Origin of the sequence: Streptomyces paradoxus, from assembly GCF_014202475.1 — a bacterium.
GTDB classification, from domain to species: Bacteria; Actinomycetota; Actinomycetes; order Streptomycetales; family Streptomycetaceae; genus Streptomyces; species Streptomyces paradoxus.
Window position 1 is genome coordinate 1 of sequence record NZ_JACHGV010000014.1, and the last position, 20139, is coordinate 20139.

16 protein-coding genes and 2 pseudogenes are annotated in these 20139 nt (G+C 72.3%); 16 read left to right on the top strand and 2 right to left on the bottom strand.

All coding sequences use genetic code 11. The features are described 5' to 3' along the window. From HNR57_RS33160 to HNR57_RS33180, 5 genes are all read left to right on the top strand, one after another. Positions 1 to 422, top strand: a 422-nt coding sequence (locus HNR57_RS33160; protein ID WP_184566028.1) for an alpha-glucosidase C-terminal domain-containing protein, incomplete at its 5' end; no start/stop codon positions are given. Continuing rightward, complete coding sequence (treS, locus tag HNR57_RS33165; protein WP_062924895.1) at positions 419 to 2137, top strand: maltose alpha-D-glucosyltransferase; 1719 nt, start codon at positions 419 to 421, stop codon at positions 2135 to 2137. The genes HNR57_RS33160 and treS, both read left to right, overlap by 4 nt. Before the next feature lie 28 nt (positions 2138 to 2165). Then, positions 2166 to 3527: a maltokinase N-terminal cap-like domain-containing protein gene (locus tag HNR57_RS33170; RefSeq protein ID WP_184566030.1), complete on the top strand. Its 1362-nt coding sequence runs from the start codon at positions 2166 to 2168 to the stop codon at positions 3525 to 3527. Between the two features lie 3 nt (positions 3528 to 3530). Further along, positions 3531 to 5738, top strand: a complete 2208-nt coding sequence (gene glgB, locus HNR57_RS33175; RefSeq protein ID WP_184566032.1) for a 1,4-alpha-glucan branching protein GlgB — start codon at positions 3531 to 3533, stop codon at positions 5736 to 5738. 110 nt (positions 5739 to 5848) lie between these two features. Continuing rightward, positions 5849 to 6937 carry a glutamate--cysteine ligase 2 gene (locus HNR57_RS33180; protein ID WP_184566034.1) on the top strand — a complete coding sequence of 363 codons (1089 nt, stop codon included), beginning with the start codon at positions 5849 to 5851 and terminating at the stop codon, positions 6935 to 6937. A 28-nt stretch (positions 6938 to 6965) separates the two neighbouring features. Here HNR57_RS33180 and HNR57_RS33185 read toward each other — a convergent pair whose 3' ends face one another. Next, on the bottom strand, positions 6966 to 7199 hold the full coding sequence (locus HNR57_RS33185) for a DUF6480 family protein (protein ID WP_107460137.1): 234 nt from the start codon (positions 7197 to 7199) through the stop codon (positions 6966 to 6968). A gap of 151 nt (positions 7200 to 7350) precedes the next feature. Between HNR57_RS33185 and HNR57_RS33190 the strand changes: the two genes are divergently transcribed. Beyond that, on the top strand, positions 7351 to 9249 hold the full coding sequence (locus HNR57_RS33190) for an AMP-dependent synthetase/ligase (protein ID WP_184566036.1): 1899 nt from the start codon (positions 7351 to 7353) through the stop codon (positions 9247 to 9249). A 117-nt stretch (positions 9250 to 9366) separates the two neighbouring features. Beyond that, positions 9367 to 9801 carry an ATP-binding protein gene (locus HNR57_RS33195; protein ID WP_184566038.1) on the top strand — a complete coding sequence of 145 codons (435 nt, stop codon included), beginning with the start codon at positions 9367 to 9369 and terminating at the stop codon, positions 9799 to 9801. A 49-nt stretch (positions 9802 to 9850) separates the two neighbouring features. Here HNR57_RS33195 and HNR57_RS33200 read toward each other — a convergent pair whose 3' ends face one another. Then, positions 9851 to 10222 (bottom strand): PRC-barrel domain containing protein, encoded by a 372-nt coding sequence (locus HNR57_RS33200; protein ID WP_184566056.1) that lies wholly within the window; start codon positions 10220 to 10222, stop codon positions 9851 to 9853. 348 nt (positions 10223 to 10570) lie between these two features. Here HNR57_RS33200 and HNR57_RS33205 point away from each other — a divergent pair, with 348 nt between their 5' ends. From HNR57_RS33205 to HNR57_RS33245, 9 genes and pseudogenes are all read left to right on the top strand, one after another. After that, the gene (locus HNR57_RS33205; protein ID WP_184566058.1) at positions 10571 to 10972 is read left to right on the top strand and encodes an STAS domain-containing protein; all 402 of its coding nucleotides are present in this window, start codon (positions 10571 to 10573) and stop codon (positions 10970 to 10972) included. 265 nt (positions 10973 to 11237) lie between these two features. After that, positions 11238 to 12125 carry an STAS domain-containing protein gene (locus HNR57_RS33210; protein WP_184566060.1) on the top strand — a complete coding sequence of 296 codons (888 nt, stop codon included), beginning with the start codon at positions 11238 to 11240 and terminating at the stop codon, positions 12123 to 12125. Then, a complete protein-coding gene (locus HNR57_RS33215; RefSeq protein ID WP_184566062.1) occupies positions 12122 to 12541 on the top strand; it encodes an STAS domain-containing protein in 420 nt (139 codons plus the stop codon). The genes HNR57_RS33210 and HNR57_RS33215 overlap by 4 nt, the downstream gene beginning before the upstream one ends. Continuing rightward, positions 12541 to 12981, top strand: coding sequence for an anti-sigma regulatory factor (locus HNR57_RS33220; protein WP_184566064.1), 441 nt, complete (start codon positions 12541 to 12543; stop codon positions 12979 to 12981). The genes HNR57_RS33215 and HNR57_RS33220 overlap by 1 nt, the downstream gene beginning before the upstream one ends. Next, positions 12981 to 13451 (top strand): annotated as a pseudogene (locus HNR57_RS33225) (ATP-binding protein); the annotation flags it as partial. The gene HNR57_RS33220 and the pseudogene HNR57_RS33225, both read left to right, overlap by 1 nt. A 408-nt stretch (positions 13452 to 13859) precedes the next feature. Beyond that, positions 13860 to 14483: pseudogene (locus tag HNR57_RS33230) on the top strand (SpoIIE family protein phosphatase); the annotation flags it as partial. Next, positions 14480 to 16207 (top strand): PP2C family protein-serine/threonine phosphatase, encoded by a 1728-nt coding sequence (locus tag HNR57_RS33235; RefSeq protein ID WP_184566066.1) that lies wholly within the window; start codon positions 14480 to 14482, stop codon positions 16205 to 16207. The pseudogene HNR57_RS33230 and the gene HNR57_RS33235, both read left to right, overlap by 4 nt. A 217-nt stretch (positions 16208 to 16424) precedes the next feature. Beyond that, complete coding sequence (locus tag HNR57_RS33240) at positions 16425 to 17795, top strand: NAD(P)/FAD-dependent oxidoreductase (RefSeq protein ID WP_033309384.1); 1371 nt, start codon at positions 16425 to 16427, stop codon at positions 17793 to 17795. Between the two features lie 84 nt (positions 17796 to 17879). Further along, positions 17880 to 20123 carry an FUSC family protein gene (locus tag HNR57_RS33245; RefSeq protein ID WP_184566068.1) on the top strand — a complete coding sequence of 748 codons (2244 nt, stop codon included), beginning with the start codon at positions 17880 to 17882 and terminating at the stop codon, positions 20121 to 20123. Positions 20124 to 20139: the final 16 nt, after the last annotated feature.

The window sequence follows — 20139 nt, forward strand, 5'->3', positions numbered from 1 at the left end:
AGTACCAGCTCAGGCACCGTGACTGGGCCACCGCCGAACGCGAGGGCCGCACCATCACCCGGCTCCTCACCCGGCTCAACACCATCCGCCGGGAGCACCCCGCGCTGCACCGGCTCAGGAACCTCCGCTTCCACCACACCGACAACGACGCGCTCATCGCGTACAGCAAGCGCGACGGATCCGACGTCGTCCTGGTGGTCGCCAACCTCGACCCGCACCACGCCCAGGAGGCCACGGTCTCGCTGGACATGCCGCACCTCGGCCTCGACTGGCACGAGTCGGCGGAAGTACGCGACGAACTCACCGGCGAGACGTATCGCTGGGGGCGCAACAACTACGTGCGGTTGGAGCCGGGGCGAGCTCCCGCGCACGTCTTCCACGTCCAGTCCCCGCCCGCGAACGGAGGGGCAGGAACGTCATGACCGTGAACGAGCCCGTACCGGACACCTTCGAGGACACTCCCGCACGGGACAGGGACCCCGACTGGTTCAAACGCGCCGTCTTCTACGAGGTGCTCGTCCGCTCGTTCCAGGACAGCGACGGCGACGGCGTCGGCGACCTCAAGGGCCTCACCTCAAAGCTCGACTACCTCCAGTGGCTCGGCGTCGACTGCCTGTGGCTGCCGCCGTTCTTCAAGTCCCCGCTGCGCGACGGCGGCTACGACGTCTCCGACTACACGGCCGTGCTGCCCGAGTTCGGCGACCTCGCGGACTTCGTGGAGTTCGTCGACGCCGCCCACCAGCGCGGCATGCGCGTGATCATCGACTTCGTCATGAACCACACCAGCGACCAGCACCCGTGGTTCCAGGAGTCGCGCAAGGACCCCGACGGGCCCTACGGCGACTACTACATGTGGGCCGACGACGACAAGGGATACCCGGACGCGCGGATCATCTTCGTCGACACGGAGACCTCGAACTGGACCTTCGACCCGGTGCGCGGCCAGTACTTCTTCCATCGCTTCTTCTCGCACCAGCCGGACCTCAACTACGAGAACCCGCGGGTCCAGGAGGAGATCCTGGCCGCGCTGAAGTTCTGGCTGGACCTGGGCATCGACGGGTTCCGGCTGGACGCGGTGCCCTATCTCTACGCCGCCGAGGACACCAACTGCGAGAACCTGCCCGCCACGCACGCGTTCCTCAGGCGGGTCCGGCGCGAGATCGACGCCCTGTACCCGGACACCGTGCTGCTGGCGGAGGCCAACCAGTGGCCCGAGGACGTCGTCGACTACTTCGGCGACTACCCGAGCGGCGGCGACGAGTGCCACATGGCGTTCCACTTCCCCGTCATGCCGCGCATCTTCATGGCCGTCCGCCGCGAATCCCGCTACCCGGTCTCGGAAATCCTGGCCAAGACCCCGGCCATCCCCTCGGGCTGCCAGTGGGGCATGTTCCTGCGCAACCACGACGAGCTCACGCTCGAAATGGTCACCGACGAAGAGCGCGACTACATGTGGGCCGAGTACGCCAAGGACCCCCGCATGCGCGCCAACATCGGCATCCGCCGCAGGCTCGCTCCCCTGCTGGACAACGACCGGCACACCATCGAACTGTTCACCGCCCTGCTGCTGGCCCTACCCGGCTCGCCGATCCTCTACTACGGCGACGAGATCGGCATGGGCGACAACATCTGGCTCGGCGACCGGGACGCCGTCCGCACGCCGATGCAGTGGACCCCGGACCGCAACGCCGGCTTCTCCACCTGCGACCCGGGCCGCCTCTGCCTCCCGGCGATCATGGACCCGGTCTACGGCCACCAGGTGACCAACGTCGAGGCGTCGATGTCGTCGCCGTCGTCGCTGCTGCACTGGACCCGCCGCATGATCGAGATCCGCAAGCAGAACCCGGCCTTCGGACTCGGCTCGTACACCGAACTGCCCTCCTCCAACCCCGCGGTGCTGGCCTTCCTGCGGGAGTACGAGGACGACCTGGTGCTGTGCGTCAACAACTTCGCCCGGTTCGCGCAGCCCACCGAGCTGGACCTGCGCGAGTTCGCGGGACGGCACCCGGTGGAGCTGTTCGGCGGGGTCCGCTTCCCGGCCATCGGCGAGCTGCCGTACCTGCTGACCCTCGGGGGCCACGGCTTCTACTGGTTCCGGCTCACCCGAGTCGCATCCCGCATCGGCCGGCGACTGTGAGCCTGCGCCGAGACAAGGAGGCGTGACCATGCCGAAGACCGCATCCCTGCCCCCGGACCTCCCGCGCCTGGCCGAGCCCATGGAGTCGCTCGGCGGGCTGCTGCGCGAGTGGCTGCCCCGGCAGCGCTGGTTCGCGGGCAAGGACCGGCCCGTCACGGAGCTCGGCCTGCTGTCGATGACCGAGCTCTTCCCGGGCTGTCTGCATCTGCTGGTCCACGCCGGTCACACGGGCGTGCCCTCGCCCGGCGGGGCTCTCCCGGCAGGCGACTGCTACCAGCTGCTGCTCGGCGTACGGGAGCACCCGGCGCCGCGGCTCGGGCGGGCGCTCATCGGGCGGGTGCAGGACGGGCCGCTGGCCGGCCTGACGGTCTACGACGCGCTGCACGACCCCCGTTCGGCCCAGCTCCTGCTGGACCGGCTGCGGCACCCGGGCTCCGCGGGCCCCCTGCGCTTCGACTGCGACCCGGACCACCGGGTTCCCGCCGGGCTGGTGCCGCGGCTGCTGGACGCCGAGCAGTCCAACTCCTCGCTGGTGTACGGCGACGAGTACATCCTGAAGGTCTTCCGGCGCATCCAGCCGGGCGTCAACCCGGACCTGGAGGTGCCGGGTGCGCTGGCCCGTCAGGGCTGTCACCGCGTACCCGCGCCCGTGGCCTGGTTCCAGACGGACCATCCGTTCAAGGCCACCCTCGGCGTGCTCCAGCCGTATCTGCGGGACGCCTCCGACGGCTGGACGCTGGGGCTGCACGCGCTGGCCGCCGGGGACGACTTCACCGTCCAGGCCCGGGCGCTGGGCGCGGCCACCGCGGAGGTGCACCTGGCGCTGGCGTCGGCGTTCCCCGTCGGCGGGCCCGGAGAGAACGGGCAGACGGCGGCCGCCATGACCGAACGGCTCGACGCCGCCGCGCACTGCGTACCCGCGCTACGGCCGTTCGTGCCGGGTCTGCGGACCGCGTTCGCCGCGCTCACCAGCTGCGATCCGGGGCCGCCCGCCCAGCGCATCCACGGCGACCTGCACCTGGGCCAGGTGCTGCGGGCCGGGCGCGAGTGGTTCGTCATCGACTTCGAGGGCGAGCCGTCCCGGCCGCTCTCCGAACGGCGCAGCGCCCACTCCCCCGTGCGGGACATCGCCGGGATGCTGCGTTCCTTCGACTACGCCGCCCGGCAGCGCCGCCCCTGGCGCCCGGAGTGGGCCCGCCGCTGCCGCGAGGCCTACTGCGCGGGCTACGCCGGCCGCGCCGGCTGGGACCCCCGCAAGAAGCACGGACTGCTCCGCGCCTATGAGACGGACCGGGCCGTGTACGAGGTGCTGTACGAGGCACGGCACCGCCCCGACTGGCTGCCTGTACCGATGGCGGCGATCGAGCGCCTCGCCGTGAGAGGAGACTGAGCCGTGGCCCTGCGCGACACCTCAATCCCGGAGCCGTCCGGCCCGGTCCCGAGCACGACCGCACCCGCCCTGAGCCCCGAGGACCGCGGGCGCCTGCTGGCGGGTGCCCACCACGATCCGCACGCCCTGCTGGGCGCCCACCCGGTCCCGGGCGGGGTCGTGTTCCGTGCGCTGCGCCCCTTCGCCCGCTCCGTGAGCGTCGTGATCGACGGCAGGCGCACCGCCCTCGTCTCGGAGGGTGACGGCCTCTTCTCGGGCGTGCTGCCGCTGGATTCGATTCCCGCGTACACGCTGCACGTGGCGTACGAGGAGGGCGAGCAGGAGACGCCCGACCCGTACCGCTTCCTGCCCGCGCTCGGCGAGCTCGACCTGCACCTGATCCGCGAGGGGCGGCACGAGCAGCTGTGGCAGGCGCTCGGCGCGCAGCCCATGACCCACGAGGGCGTCGACGGCACCCGGTTCACCGTGTGGGCGCCGAACGCGCAGGGCGTGCGGGTGGCCACGGACTTCACCCACTGGGACGGGACGCAGTTCCCGATGCGGTCCCTGGGCGCCTCCGGTGTGTGGGAGCTGTTCCTGCCGGGTGTCGGCGAGGGCACCGCGTACAAGTTCGAGATCCACTCCCGGTACGGCCACCGCTTCCTCAAGGCCGACCCGATGGCGCGCCGCTGCGAGGAGCCGCCCAACACGGCGTCGATCGTGACGGCCTCGCACTACGAGTGGGGTGACACGGAGTGGATGGCGCACCGCGCGGACACGCCCGTGCACGAGGCGCCGTTCTCGGTGTACGAGGTGCACCTGGCGTCGTGGCGGCCGGGGCTGACCTACCGGCAGCTCGCCGAGGAGCTCCCGAAGTACGTGAAGGACCTGGGCTTCACCCACGTCGAGCTGATGCCGGTCGCCGAACACCCCTTCCACGGCTCCTGGGGCTACCAGGTCACCGGGTTCTACGCGCCGACGGCCCGGCTGGGCACGCCGGACGACTTCCGGTTCTTCGTCGACGCCTGCCACCGCGCGGGCATCGGCGTGATCATGGACTGGGTGCCGGCGCACTTCCCGAAGGACGACTGGGCGCTGGCCCGGTTCGACGGGGAGCCGCTCTACGAGCCCGGTGACGACCGGCGCGCGGAGCACCCGGACTGGGGCACGTACGAGTTCGACTTCGGCCGCACCGAAGTGCGCAACTTCCTGGTCGCGAACGCCGTGTACTGGTGCGAGGAGTTCCACATCGACGGGCTGCGCGTGGACGCGGTCGCCTCGATGCTGTACCTGGACTACTCGCGCGAGGAGGGCCAGTGGGAGCCCAACGCCTACGGCGGCCGGGAGGACCTGGCCGCCATGGGATTCCTGCAGGAGATGAACGCGACCGTGTACCGGCGGGCCCCGGGCGTGGTCACGATCGCCGAGGAGTCCACCGCCTGGGGCGGGGTGACCCGGCCGACCGAGACCGGCGGGCTCGGCTTCGGGCTGAAGTGGAACATGGGCTGGATGCACGATTCGCTGGAGTACATCGCGCACGAGCCGGTGCACCGCAAGTACCACCACCACGAGATGACGTTCTCGATGGTGTACGCCTACAGCGAGAACTACGTCCTGCCGATCTCGCACGACGAGGTCGTGCACGGCAAGCAGGCGCTGGTGTCGAAGATGCCCGGCGACTGGTGGCAGCGGCGCGCCACCCACCGTGCCTACCTCGGGTTCATGTGGGGCCACCCCGGCAAGCAGCTGCTGTTCATGGGGCAGGAGTTCGCGCAGGGCGCCGAGTGGTCGGTGGAGCACGGCCCGGAGTGGTGGCTGCTCGACGACGGCTACCACTCGGCGGGCGACCACCGGGGCGTATGCGATCTGGTGCGCGACCTCAACGCGGCGTACCGCGCGACTCCGGCGCTGTGGCAGTGCGACACCCGCCCGGAGGGCTTCCGGTGGGTGGCGGTGGACTCGGCCGACGACAACGTCTTCGCGTTCCTGCGCTACGACGCCGAGGGCAGGCCGCTGCTGGCGGTGTCGAACTTCTCCCCCGTCGTCCGGCAGGACCACGGCCTGTGGGTGCCGGGGGACGTCGTCGCCTGGGAGGAGCGCCTCAACACCGACGACACGCGCTACGGCGGCAGTGGCGTCACCAACCCGGACCCGGTCAAACCGGAAGACGGCCATGTCCGGATCACGCTGCCTCCGCTGGCCACGGTGTGGCTGACGCCGTTCGCCGAGTGAAGTCCCGCTGCCCCACCAGGTGTCCAACCCGCTGAGAGGGGCACTGGGGGTCGTACCACCGGGAGCACCCGGTGGTGCGGCGCGGCAGGGCACAGAAGGGCGGGCATCAGGTGCGCACCGTGGGAGTGGAGGAGGAACTCCTCCTGGTCGATCCGGAGACCGGGGAACCGCGGGCGCTGTCCGCAGCGGTGCTCGCCCGGGCGGAGAAGAACGGCGCGGATCAGGACGTGTTCGAGAAGGAACTCCACGACCAGATGCTGGAGTTCGCCACCCATCCGCAGTCGTCCATGGAGAGCCTGCGCGCGGAGATCGTCCGCTGCCGCACGGAGGCGGCCCGGAACGCGGAGGAGATCGGCTGCACCGTGGCGGCGCTCGCCACCTCACCGCTGCCGGTCAGCCCGGCCGTCGGCGTCGGCCGGCGCTACCAGTGGATGGCGGACCAGTACGGCATCGCCACCCGGGAGCAGCTCGTGATGGGCTGCCATGTGCACGTGTCGGTCGAGTCCGACGAGGAGGGCGTCGCCGTCGTCGACCGGCTGCGGCCCTGGCTCCCGGTGCTGCGGGCGATCAGCGCGAACTCGCCGTTCTGGCAGGGCAAGGACACCGGGTACAACAGCTACCGCAGCCGGGTGTGGCTGCGCTGGCCGTCGGCCGGCCCGACCGAGATCTTCGGCTCGGCCGAGCGGTACCACCGGCTGATCGCGGACATGGTGGCGACCGGGGCGCTCCTCGACGACGGGATGATCTACTTCGACGCGCGGCTGTCCCAGCGGTACCCGACCGTGGAACTCCGCGTCTCGGACGTCTGTCTGCACTCCGGGACGGCCGTGCTGATCGCCACACTGGTCCGGGGGCTGGTCGAGACCGCCGCGCGGGAGTGGCGAGCCGGCCGTGAGCCGCTCGACCACAGTGTCAGCCTGCTGCGGCTGGCCGACTGGCAGGCGGCCCGGTCCGGGCTGGAGGGCGAGCTGCTGAATCCCGAGACCATGCGGCGTATGCCCGCCGAAGCCGTCGTCCGCGCCCTGCTGGAACACGTCGAGGAGGCCCTGGACGGTACGGGCGATCTGGAGCGGGCCGAGGCCGGCTGTGACGCGTTGCTGCGGGAGGGCAACGGGGCTCAGGTGCAGCGCGCGCTGATGGAGCGCACGGGGAGTCTGCGGGACGTCGTCACCGAGTGCGTCCGCCACACGCAGGGGTGAGGCGTCCCGGCATGCCCGGGCAGGGGGCTCAGAGGATCAGGACGAGGGCGTAGGCCAGGAAGAACGCCGCGATCAGCACGGTGACGACGATGATCACGGTCAGCGGGGCCTTGGCCCAGCCCTTGGTCGGGTTGTGCGTCTCGCGCGGCAGCGTCTCCGGCATGCTGCTCTCCGCGGGCGGGGTCTCGCCCGGCGGTACACCGCCGCCGGGTTCCAGACCTGGGGTGCGTTCGGGTTCGGGATCGGGGCTGATGTGCGTCATGTCGTCCGGGTCCCCCGATCACGCCGAGATCATCAGCGGTTCCAGTTCCGTATTTTCCGACCCCGAAGGGTCTCGACTCGACTACATTCGAGCACCGCCGATGACGGTACCCGTCGGCAATGTCACACCCCGTACACGTCAGGAGCAGTGCATGCGCGACCTCGCCCTCGCTCCCCCGGCTGTGGCGCCCCTGACCGGCGGGCTCGCCGACAGCGTCTTCGCGACGGCGGACCGCGAACCGGCCAGGCCGATGCTCGCCCGCCGGGCCGACCCCGCCTCCGCGACCTGGGAGGAGGTGACGGCGATCGAGCTGCGCGACGAGGTGGTGGACGCCGCCAAGGGCCTGATCGCCTCGGGCATCGCGCCGGGCCATCGCGTGGCGATCATGGCGCGCACCCGGTTCGAGTGGACGATTTTGTGTTACGCGCTGTGGGCCGTGGGCGCCGAGGTCGTTCCGATCTACCCCACGGCGTCACGCGACCAGGTGGAGTGGATCCTGCGGGACGCGGGCTGTGTGGCCGTGGTCGTCGAGGACGAGCAGGGCGTCATGACCGTCGGCTCGGTGTGCGCCTCGCTGCCGCTGCTGCGCCACGTCTGGCAGCTGGACGCGGGTGCCCTGGCGGAGCTGACCGCGCGTGGCGAGTCCATTCCGCTCGCGACGGTCGACTCGATGCGCCGCATCGTGCTGCCGGACTCCACGGCCGCCATCGCCTACACCTCCGGCACCTCCGGCCATGCGATGGGCTGCGCGCTCAGCCACCGCAACCTCGCCGGCCCCTGCGACACGCTGCTGGCGGGCTGGGGGCACACCGCGGCCCCGCGCGGGGAGCAGGGCTCCGTGCTCGCGTTCCTGCCCTTCTCCCATGTGTACGGACTGATGATCCAGGGGCTGTGCGTACGCGGCGGGCTGCTGATGGGACACCAGGCCGATCTGAGCGGTGAGGCGCTGTCCTCGGCGCTGCAGTCGTTCCGGCCCACGTACTTCTACGCGGTCCCGTCGGTCCTGGAGAAGATCTACAAGAACTTCCTGCGCACCGCGCAGCAGGGGGGCCACGGAGCCCTGTTCGAGCGGGCCGCCGAGACCGCCAAGGACTTCGCCGCGGCCCTGGAGCGCCAGCGGCTGGGCCGCGGCCGCGGGCCCGGCTTCGACCTGCGGCTGCAGCACGCCCTGTACGAGCGCACGGTGTACCGCAGACTGCGGGCGGCGCTGGGCGGCCGGGTGCGGCGGGCGACGTCCGGCGGCTCCCCCCTCAGCCGCGAGCTGTCCCTCTTCTACGAGGGCATCGGCATCTACGTGCACGACGGGTACGGCCTGACGGAGACCGCGGGCGGGGTGACGATGCAGCCGCTCGGCCGGGAGAAGTCCGGGACGGTCGGGCAGGCCCTGCCGGGCATGGAGATCCAGGTGGCCGAGGACGGGGAGATTTTGGTGCGGGGTCCCTCGGTGTTCCAGGGCTATGTGGGCGACCAGGCCGCCACGCGGGCCGCCCTGCGCGGCGGGTGGCTCGCCACCGGGGATCTCGGGCAGCTGGACACGGAGGGCTATCTGACGATCACCGGCCGCAAGAAGGACATCATCATCACCAGCAGCGGCAAGAGCGTCGCCCCGCTGGCCCTGGAGCAGCGGCTGCGGATGCACCCGCTCATCCACCAGGCGGTGGTGGTGGGGGACAACCGGCCTTGTGTCGGCGCCCTGATCACGCTGGACCCGGATTTCCTCGCGCACTGGCGGGCGGCGCTCGCGGTGCAGGGCGAGATGCGGGAGGCGCGGGAGGAGAACGCGCTGCGCGAGGAGGTCGCGCGGGCCGTTGCCGCGGCCAACAGCGCCGTGTCGCGGTCGGAGTCGATCCGGGTGTTCCGGGTCCTGCCGGAGCCGTTCGACGTGTCCAACGGGCTGCTGACGCCGTCGATGAAACTGCGCCGGGACGAGATCGTGCGCCACTACGCTTCCGAGATCGACGCGATGTACCAGTCGCGCAGGCGTCCCGGGCGGCCGAGCACCCCGGACGAACCGTCGAACTGGGACGATTCCGACAACGTGTTCCGCTGAGCGTGCGGCCGGACGCGTAGGCCTCGTCGCCTCGGGAACACGCAACAGTGGCGACGCAAGAGAAAGGACGACAGCCCTGACGACAGCCCTAGCTGACGCCCGGGCCGGAAAGGCGATATGTCAACCGAGCCGCGTGGGGACGACGCCCTGACCTCCGAGGAGATCCCGAGCCGCACGAACAGCTTCGTGGGCGAGCCGCATGACGTGACAGGCGCGCGGCTGGCCGCGGAGGAGTTCCTGCGTGATCTGGCACGCTCCGCCCCGCCCTCCGCCCCCGAGTACTGGGACGACATCCTGCTGGTGGTGACGGAACTGGCCGCCAACGCGGTCCAGTACGCCCCGGGTCCGTTCGCGCTGCGCATGCGCCGGACTTTCGACGGGGTCCATGTGGTCCTGCACGACACGAGCACCACGGAGCCCGCCCCTCGCCCCTTCGATCCGCGCAGCGGCGGCGGGGGCATCGGCTGGCACCTGATCCACACGCTGTGCGACCAGGTCAGCGTGGTGGCCGACGCCCGGGGCAAGGACGTGCACGTGTTCATGCCCTGGTGAGCCGGGAGCGTCACGGGCGCGCCGCGCCCGTGACCGGCCCGGACCAGGCTCAGACCGCGGCCGTCTCGCGTGGCGGCAGCCGGTCGTAGTAGTCGCCCACGGCCCGCAGGTACTCCCGGTCCCGGGTCTCGCTGTCGGTCTGGAAGCGCGGCGCCGCCTTGGCGTCTGCCCTGCTGCACGCCAGGGTGACCTTCCTCCCCGGTATGTCGATGCCGGTGACGACTCCGGCCGGCACCAGGACGCTGCGGCCGAACACCCAGACGCCGGTGTCGACGACCAGGTGCCGCATGCCGTGCGGGTCGGCCTCCCGGTCCACGTGCCCGATCGTGCCGTCGGTCGCGGCGACGGCGAAACCGGTCAGGTCCTGCCCCTGCGTGTGACCGCTGTCCGGCGCGTACGACCAGATTCTGTCGATGGCCACGCTGTTCCATCCTCCCTGGCGATGTGCGGATCGCATCTTTCTTCGACGGGCACCTCGCGCCCGCCCCGTCCCACAGCAGCAATTACCCTCCTGCCGCAAGCGCATTCGGCGCACACGCCTGCTACCGGACGCGACTTCCGGCGGCCGGTCCCGGCGATGTCCGGCCGGAGGGGGCATGGAGGACGGTTTCCGGGGTAATCGCGGGGGCGCGGTGACATCCGTAGCCCGTCGGTGAAGGGAGGCGCATGAGAGACGGAATTCGAGTCCGGAGAACGACCGGGACCCCCTCGCACCGCGGTCGCCCCCAGAGGTGACCAGCCCAGGCCGTAGCACTTGTTGGAGGTATCCGTGCCCCTCGCCCAGAACCCGCTGTCCGTGGAAGTCGAGCTGCCCCGGGAGGACGTGGCCCTGATCACGGTCGACGGCTACCTGGACGTCGACACCGCGACCGAGTTCCAGGCCCATCTGGCCAACCAACTCCACCACGGCCGACGGCATTTCCTGCTCGACCTGTCGTCCGTCCCCTTCATGGACTCGTCCGGGATGAACATCATCCTGCGGGTGTACCAGGAGACCCGTAAGACCGAGGGCAGCGTGCACGTCATCAGTCCGGCGCCGGCCGTGCGGCGCATCCTCGACCTGACCGGCGTCAGCATCACCGTGCCGATATCGGAGAGTCTCGACGAGGCTCTGACCCGTGTCGACGAAGGGCCGCACCTGCCCGGGGAGCCGGAGGGGCCGAGCGTCTGACGGTCCGGGTGCCCCACAGGGCAGGGCGCCGGCGAAGGCCGGTGACCCGGCGCCCTCGCTCCGCCCTGCCCGGACGACGGCTCACCCTTCGCACGCCGCTGACGGCGGCTCAGACCGCCGCCCCCCTGAACCGGCTCACTTGCGCCGGAGCAAGTGTTGTACGAGGTCGGCGCATGGTTAGAGTTGTCGCCCGGCAAGTGTCACATCGCCGTCTCGTTGCCAGAAGCGGGCTCGGTCGACGCAACGCGGATGAGGAGAGAACCAGGTGCCGGAGCACGAAGCGGACGGACAGCTCGCCACGCCCACCCAGGAGGTCAGGGACTTCCTGCACCGCAGGCGTGAGCAGATCGCCCAGCGATGGGCGGACGAGCCTCTGTTCCGCACCGTGTTCACCGTCTCGCGCGACGAGGCGGTGGAAGCGGGCAAGGCCGTCGTGGACGCACTGGCCCAGGTGGCCGACTCGGAGCAGGTGGAGGACCCGGACGCCGCTGGATTCAGCGGCGTGCGCGAGCAACTGGCCCGGATGGGCGCGGCCCGGTCCCGGGCCGGACTGAGCAACACTCAGGTCTCCGGCGAGCTGGCCGCCCTGCGACCGCCGGTGGAGAACCTGCTGGCCGCCGATCTGGAGCAGGCGCCGCCCGAGCACCTTCGGGCCTGTTCGACCGCCCTGACCGTGCTGATGGGCACCCTGCGGCTGGTCGCCATGCAGACGGCACTGAGCGAGTGGCAGGCGCTCAGCGACCGGCAGCGGATGCAGCTGCTGGAGGTGGCCACGCCCGTGATCCGGCTGTGGGACGGCATCGTGGCCGTGCCGCTCATCGGGACGCTCGACAGCGCCCGCAGCCAGATCGTGATGGAGACGCTGCTGAACGCGGTCGTGGAGCAGCACGCGCGTTTCGCGATCCTCGACATCACCGGGGTGCCGACGGTCGACTCGCTGGTGGCGCAGCACCTGATGAAGACGGTCGCCGCGGCGCGGCTCATGGGCGCCGAGTGCATCGTCTCGGGCATCCGCCCCGCCATCGCGCAGACCATCGTGCACCTCGGGCTGGACCTGGACGTGATCACACGGGCGAACCTGGCCGACGCGCTGGGCTACGCGCTCCACCAGCTCGGCGCGGGCATCGTGGGCCCGGGTACGGGTCAGCGGTGAACGACGCCTACGCCCGTCCCGTGACGGGCCACGTACCGGTCCTCCGGCTCGGAGACGTCCTGCTCGTCACGCTCCAGGGGGACCTGCACGACAGCACGGCGCAGCAGCTCCAGCAGGACCTCGCCGAGACCATCTCCCGTACCGGGGTGCGCGGGGTCCTCATCGACATCTCGGGTGTGGAGATCGTCGACTCCTTCCTCGGCCGGGTGCTGGCCGAGATCGCCGCACAGGCCAAGCTGCTGGCCGCGCGCACCGTGGTGGCCGGTATGCGCCCGGCCGTCGCCATCACCCTGGTCGAGCTGGGGCTGACGCTGCCGGGGCTGAGAACCGCGCTCAGCACCGAGGCGGGCATGGAGCTCCTCACGCGGCAGGCCCCGGTGCCCCGCCCCGGCGGCCCGCGTCAGGAGAGTCCGTGATGCACACTGCCGCGGGCGTGGAGGCCTGCCTTCCCATCCGGTCGGACATGGACCTGGTGTGGGTGCGACAGCACGTACGGCAGGCCGCTGCCCGGCTCGGCTTCGGGCTGGTGGACCAGACCAAGCTCATCACCGCGGCCAGCGAGCTGGCCCGCAACACCCTGGTGCACGGCGGTGGCGGGCAGATGGAGGCGACGCAGGTCGGCAGTGCGGGTGCGCAGGGGCTGCGGCTGGCCTTCACCGACGAGGGGCCGGGCATCGCCGACCTGGACCTGGCGCTGAGCGACGGTTACACCTCCGGCGGGGGTCTGGGGATGGGGCTGAGCGGCGCGCGGCGCCTGGTGCACGACTTCGACATCGAGACCACGCCGGGCTCGGGCACCACGGTGCGGGTGACCTGCTGGGTGGGCAGGCCGCCTCGTCCACGCGAGGGGGCCTGATGCCGCGGGTGTGGGACGTGCCGGTGCGCGACGCGACCCGGGTGCGCGACGCCCGGGTCGCGGCGGAGGGCGCCGCCGCGCTGGCCGGGCTGGACGAGCGGCGGACCGCGGCGGCCGCGCTGGTCGCGACCGAGCTCGCCACGAATCTGCTGAAGCACGCGGAGGGCGGTCAGGTGCTCATCGACGTCGTCGCCCCGCCCGTGCTGCGGGAGGGCCGGGGGGAGTCCAGGGTGGTGCAGATCGCCGCGATCGACCACGGCCCGGGCATCCACGACGTCCCCGAGGCCCTGAGCGACGGCTTCTCCACGACCCGCTCGCTCGGCGCGGGCCTGGGCACATGTCTGCGTCTCTCTGACGACTTCACCCTGCACAGTGTTCCCGGCCGCGGCACGGTCGCGGTGGCGCGCCTGAGTGCGGCCCCACGGGTGGGTGAGGCGCCGGTGCGGCCCGAAGGCGGGGTGTCCGCCGGCGGACGGTGGCAGGGTGGCGAGCCGCCGTTCGGCGCGGTGACCTGCGGTGGCCTGACCGGCCACGCGGCGGTGCCCGGCGCCGCGCCGGGCTTCCCGGGACCGGGCCCGGCGCCGGCCGGCCGTGCGCGGGAGACGGAGCCGGGGCTCCACGGAGCACCGGGCCACGACCTCCCGGACGCCGGCACGCCGGGAAACCGGCCCGGCCTCCGGGCTGCCCCGGCAGCCGACGGCACTCCGGGCATCGACGCGGTGTCCCTACGGGCTCCCTTCGCCCCGGCAAGCGCCACCGTGCCCGGCGACCAGGCCGGCCCTCCGACCGACAGCGGGTCCACGGGCAGTGCCCCGCAGGCCGAGCGGGACGACCTCGCGGCAACGGCCCCGGGCCCCGGGGCCGCCTCGCAGAACCGTTCCGTGCCGATGGCCGGTGTACGGGCCGGCGGGGTGAACATCCCCTACGGCGGGGCCGAGTACTCGGGGGACGCCTGGGGGTGGGTCCGGGCCGGGGACCGGGTGACGCTGATGCTGGCGGACGGGCTGGGGCACGGGCCGGAGGCCGCGCGGGCCTCGTCCGCCGCGGTCACGGCCCTGCACCGCTGGGCCCACCTCTCCCCCGCCGAGTCGCTGCGGCGGCTGCACGACGCGCTGAGGGGCACCCGGGGCGCGGCCCTCGCCCTGGCCCAGCTCGACCTGACGTCCGGGCGGCTGCGGTTCGCCGGCATCGGCAACGTCGGGGCGCGGCTGCGCACCGACGGCACCTGGCACCCCCTGCTGTCCCGGCCCGGCATCGTCGGGGTCCACCGGCCCGGCACCTTCCGCGAGGAAGAGGCCGCCTGGGCGGGCGACCCGATACTGATCCTGCATACCGACGGCCTGCCCAGCCGCTGGACGCCGCCGTCCGACCCCGGTCTGCACGCGACCGACCCGGCCGTGACGGCCGCCCTGGCGATACGTGACGCCAGCAGTCCCGCCCGGCCGGTGCGGGACGACACCGCCGTGGCCGTGCTGACCTCGACCCCGCCGGAACACCCATGATGCGCACCTGGCAGATCACCACCGTCACCGACGCGGCCCGCGCCCGTATCGCACTCGCGCGCCTGGCCGCCGCGTACGGTGTGCCCACCGTCGAACGGACCCGGCTGGCCGCCGCCCTCAGCGCCCACCTGCGGCAGTGCCTCACCAAGGGCGGCACCTGGCGGCTCACCACGCACCTGGCGGGCTCCCCCGCCGAGGAGGGACTGCTGCACGTCGCGGTGACCCCGTCGCCGGAGGCCTGCGCCGCCGGGGAGCCGCTCTGGGAGGTCACGGTCCCCTGTCCCGAGACGGCCGAGGCCGCCGAGGACGGCACCGTCGCCGACGACCCCGCCGCCCTGTCGGAGGCGCTGCTCGGCGCCGACGAGGACACGGCCGTCGTGCTGGACAAGCTCACCGAGCAGGAGGACCTGGTCGCCTTCCACCGCGAGGAGCTGCACCAGACCAACCAGGGCGTGCTGGCCCTGCACGCCGAGCTGGACGCGGCCGGGCGGGCCCAGCGCGAGGCCTTCGCCGCCGAGCGCAGCGCCCGCAACGAGGCGGAGAGCGCCCGGCGCAGGCTGACCTTCCTCGCGGACGCGAGTGCCGTGCTGACGGCGTCGCTGAACCACGAGGAGATCGTGCGCCGGCTGCCGGACCTGCTGGTGCCGGAGTACGCGAGCAGCGTCGACGTCTGGCTGTTCGACCACGAGGAGGACAAGCACCGGTCGGCGCCGCATCCGGCCGCCGCCGTGGTCGCGGCCCGCACCGGGCGGCCCCAGTACGCCGCCGACCACCCCGGCAACCTGCCCGGCGTCGAGGACCAGCCGCCGTCGGCGCTGGATCCCGGGCGGCCGCTGCTGTGCGTGCCGCTGCCGACGCGGCGGGCGCCGCTGGGGGTCCTGACCCTGTCGCCGCCCGGCGGGCGCTGGGACCCGGACGACGCGGTGATGCTGATCGAGCTCACCCGGCGGGCCAGCATCGCCATCGACAACGCCCGGCGCTTCGAGCACAACCGCGACATCGCCGAGACGCTGCAGCGCGCCCTGCTGACCGACCTGCCCGCCACCCCGGGCCTCAGCCTGGCCGCGCGCTACCTTCCGGCCACGCACGGGCTGAACATCGGCGGCGACTGGTACGACGCGTTCCCCCAGCGGGACGGCGGTCTCATCACCGTCATCGGCGACGTGACCGGACACGGTCTGCACGCGGCGGTCATGATGAGCCAGCTGCGCACCGCGCTGCGGGCGTACGCCGTCGACGGCGACAGCCCGGGCCGCCTGCTGACCCGGCTGCACCGCTTCCTGCACCATCTCCAGCCGGACCTGTACGCCACCGCCGTCATCGCCCGGTTCCATCCGGACGAGCCCACCCTGACCTGGGCCGCCGCGGGGCATCCGCCGCCGGTGCTGCGCCTGCCCGACGGCACCGTGCGCACCCTCGACGCCAAGCCCGGCGCGATGCTCGGCATCCCGCTCACCCAGGAGATCGCCGACCACACGGAGCAGCTGGCGCCCGGCTCGACACTCGCGCTGTACACGGACGGGCTGGTGGAGCGGCGCGCGCAGGGCATAGACCCGGGTATCGAGCGGCTGGCCTCGGCGCTCGGCGGGTTCCGTTCCGCGGAGCTGGACGCCGACCTGGAGGGCTCGGCGGACCGGCTGCTGCATCCGCTGCTGAGCGACTCCGAGCGGGACGACGACGTGTGCCTGTTGCTGTGTCATGTCCAAGGTGGCGTCGGCTCCTGACGGCGGGTCCGGCCTGCCGGGTGTGCACGCGTTCTTCACTCCTGCCTGGTGCTTTTCGGCCACGGTGCGGGCATGGTGGTGATCGACGCGTTCGTCTGCCCGCCGTGTCCGACTGGCGCACCTGTCGGACACACGGTGGGATCGAAAGGGTGCGAACCAGCGATCCAGGGGCAGTCGGAAGGCGTTCGAGGCAGACCGCCTGGAGCCGCAGAAAGGGATGAACACCGTGACACGACCCAGGATCCTGGTGGTTGGCGCAGGCTTCGCCGGCGTGGAGTGCGTCCGCCGTCTGGAACGGAAACTCTCCCCGGACGAGGCCGACGTCACGCTGGTGACGCCGTTCGCCTATCAGCTCTACCTGCCGCTGCTCCCCCAGGTCGCCTCCGGCGTGCTGACGCCGCAGTCGATCGCCGTCTCGCTGCGCCGCAGCAAGAAGTACCGCACGCGGATCATTCCGGGCGGCGCCATCGGGGTGGACCTCAAGTCCAAGGTGTGTGTCATCCGCACGATCACCGACGAGATCGTCAACGAGCCCTACGACTACATCGTGCTGGCGCCCGGCAGCATCACCCGGACCTTCGACATCCCGGGGCTGACGGACCACGCGTTCGGGATGAAGACGCTCGCCGAGGCGGCGTACATCCGTGACCACGTCATCTCGCAGCTGGACCTGGCCGACGCCAGCCAGGACCCCGTGGAGCGGGCCTCGCGGCTGCAGTTCGTGGTGGTCGGCGGCGGTTACGCGGGCACCGAGACCGCGGCCTGCCTGCAGCGGCTGACGCATGCCGCGGTCAAGCGCTATCCGCGGCTGGACCCGGGTCTGATCAAGTGGCATCTGATCGACATCGCGCCGAAGCTGATGCCGGAGCTGGGCGACAAGCTCGGCAGCAGCGCGCAGGAGATCCTGCGCCGGCGGGGCATCGAGATCTCCCTGGGCACCTCCATCGCCAAGGCGGGCCCCGAGGAGGTCACCTTCACCGACGGGCGGGTGATCCCGACGCGCACGCTCATCTGGACCGCCGGGGTCGTGGCCAGCCCGCTCATCGCCACGCTCGGCGCTGAGACGGTCAAGGGGCGGCTCGCGGTCGCCCCCGAGATGAACCTGCCGGGCGACGACGGGGTCTTCGCGCTCGGCGACTCGGCCGCGGTGCCCGACCTGGCCAAGGGCGACGGGGCCATGTGCCCGCCCACCGCGCAGCACGCCCTGCGGCAGGGCAGGCACGTCGCCGACAACGTCATCGCGTCACTGCGGGGCCAGGTGATGAAGCCGTACGTCCACAAGGACCTCGGCCTCGTCGTCGACCTCGGCGGCACCGACGCGGTCTCCAAGCCGCTCGGCATCGAACTGCGGGGGCTGCCCGCCCAGGCCGTGGCCCGCGGCTACCACTGGTCGGCGCTGCGCACCAACGTGGCCAAGACGCGGGTCATGACGAACTGGCTGCTCAACGCGGTCGCCGGCGACGACTTCGTACGGACGGGGTTCCAGGCCCGCAAGGCCGCGCGGCTGAAGGACTTCGAGTACACGGACGCCTATCTGACGCCGGAGCAGGTGCGGGCCCAGGTCGAGGGGTCCGGCCGGCCGGAGTAGGACCGGGCCGGACGGGAGCGTCCGCCCGTGGCATGTCAAGCTGAGATACGGATCTTGGTGTGAGTCGGGAGAGAGTGCGGCGGCGTGAGGGCAGCGGGACGCTCGGTGCGGGCACGGCTGCGGGACCGGATCGCGGCGTCCGACCCCGGGCTGCTGCGTCTGACGGCCGGGCTGCGGACGGTCGGCGCGATCGCCCTGACCCTGGCCGTGCTCTCCCTGCTGCGGGCCGATGTGCACGTTCTGGTGGCGGGGGCCATGGCGGCGATGGTCGCCACCTTCGCCATCCGGGAGAAGCAGCCGGCCGCGCAGGCCGTGACGCTGGCGCTGGGGCTGCCGGTGGCCCTGGCCTCGGTGTCCCTGGGCGCGGTGCTCAACGCGCGGCTCTTCGTCGGTGACGTCTTCTTCGTCGTCCTGATCTTCTGCGCGGTCTACGGCCGCCGGTTCGGCGACCGGGGCACCGCGCTCGGGCTGATCGGCTTCCAGATCTACTTCCTGTCCCTGTTCGTCGGCGCCACGGCCTCCACCCTGCCCGCGCTGTGCGGTGCCCTGGCCGTGGCGTTCTGCTCCAGTGCCCTGATGCGGTTCGCGGTCGTACCCGCGACGCCCACCGGTGTGCTGCTGCGGCTGCGCCTGGCCTTCCGGGCACGGCTGGCCCAGCTGGTGGCCGCGCAGGTCGAACTCCTCGACGCTCCCGCGGACGAGATGGACAAGGCGCTGGAGGCCGTCCGCGAGGGCACCGCGCGGCTCCACGAGACGGCGATGATGATCCAGGGGCGGCTGGAGGAGGGCACCCCGGACGAGTCGGCGGCGCGGCTGGTGCAGCGCAGGATCGCGGACGCCGAGATCGCAGCGGAGCGGCTCGGCCTGCTGCTGCTGACCGCCCGGACCGCCGAACGGGCCGACACGCTCACCCTGCACCTGCCGGGCGCGCCCGCCCCGTCGGTGGCCGGGCCCGAGCTGCCGGACGAGGCGGGCGCCACGCTCCGCCGCGATCTGCAGGCGCTGCACGCCCTGGTACTGCGGGCCGGCAGCGGCGACACGGGCACCGGACTGGCGCATGTGCGCAACCGGCTCCTCGGCTACCGGGACGAGGAGAATCTGCCGCCCGCGTCGGCCGCCGTCCAGGACGTCTTCCGCGGCATCGGTGAGTCGGCCCGCGCGGTGCTCGGGCTGCGGATCGCACTGGACGGCCCGCAGGACGAGTCGGACGACAGCCCCGCGACGGCCCGGTCCCGCGAGGAACTGGACGCCGAGGACGCCGCGATCGACGGTGGCGGCGAGGAAGCGTCGCCGGAGGAGCAGACCGGGCTGCGGCGGCCCACCACGCGGGCGGCCGTGCAGGTCGCCGTCGGGTCCTCGCTGGCCATCGTGGGCGGCGAACTGCTGTCCACGCAGCGCTGGTACTGGGCGGTGCTGACGTGCTGGATCGTCTTCCTCAACACGGCGTCGACGGGCGAGATCCTGGTCAAGGGGTACCGGCGGCTGCTGGGCACGGTGTTCGGCGTGGTGGCCGGCATCGTTCTGGCGGGGCTGGTCGGTCGGCACACCTGGACGGCGTTCGCCCTGGTCCTGGTGCTGATCTTCGCGATGTTCTACACGGCGCCGCTGTCGTACACGCTGATGTCGTTCTTCGTCACGGCGATGCTGGGGCTGCTGTACACGCTGCTGCACACCTACAGCCTCGACGTGCTCGTGCTGCGGATCGAGGAGACGGCGCTCGGCGCGGCCTGCGGGGTGGTCGCGGCGGCGCTGGTCCTGCCCGTTCAGACGGACCGACGTACGAACGAACTGCTCGGCACGGTTCTGGAGCGGCTGGCCGAGGTCACCGAGGCCGCGGTCGGCCAGCTCAGCGGCGGGCCGGCGGACGAACTGCTGGACAAGGCGCGCGACCTCGACCAGGCGCTGGCCGATCTGCGGGCCGCGACCCAGCCGCTGATCCATCCGGTCACCCCGCTGCGGACCCGGCGCCACACGGCCCGGTACGTGGTGGCGCTGCTGGAGACGTGCGCGTATCACGCGCGGACGCTGGCCGCGACGGCCGAGCTGCTGCCCACGCACCCCTCGATCGCGGCGGACCCGCGACTGCGCGGGGCCGCCGGGCGCACGGTACGCAACATCGGGGTCATCGCGGCCCGGGTCGCCGACGACCACACGGGCGCGCAGGTCGAGACCGGGCCGAGCATCGCCTCCCTGCTGGGATCCGACGCCGGCACACCGCGCTACGGCCGCATCACCGACCGCGTGCTGCGGCATCTGGAGCGGCTGGACGAAGCCGTGGTGGGCCTCGCCCGGCCGCTGGGCGTGCCGGTCGCGGCGCCCAAGGGGTGACCCGCCGGCGGCCTGA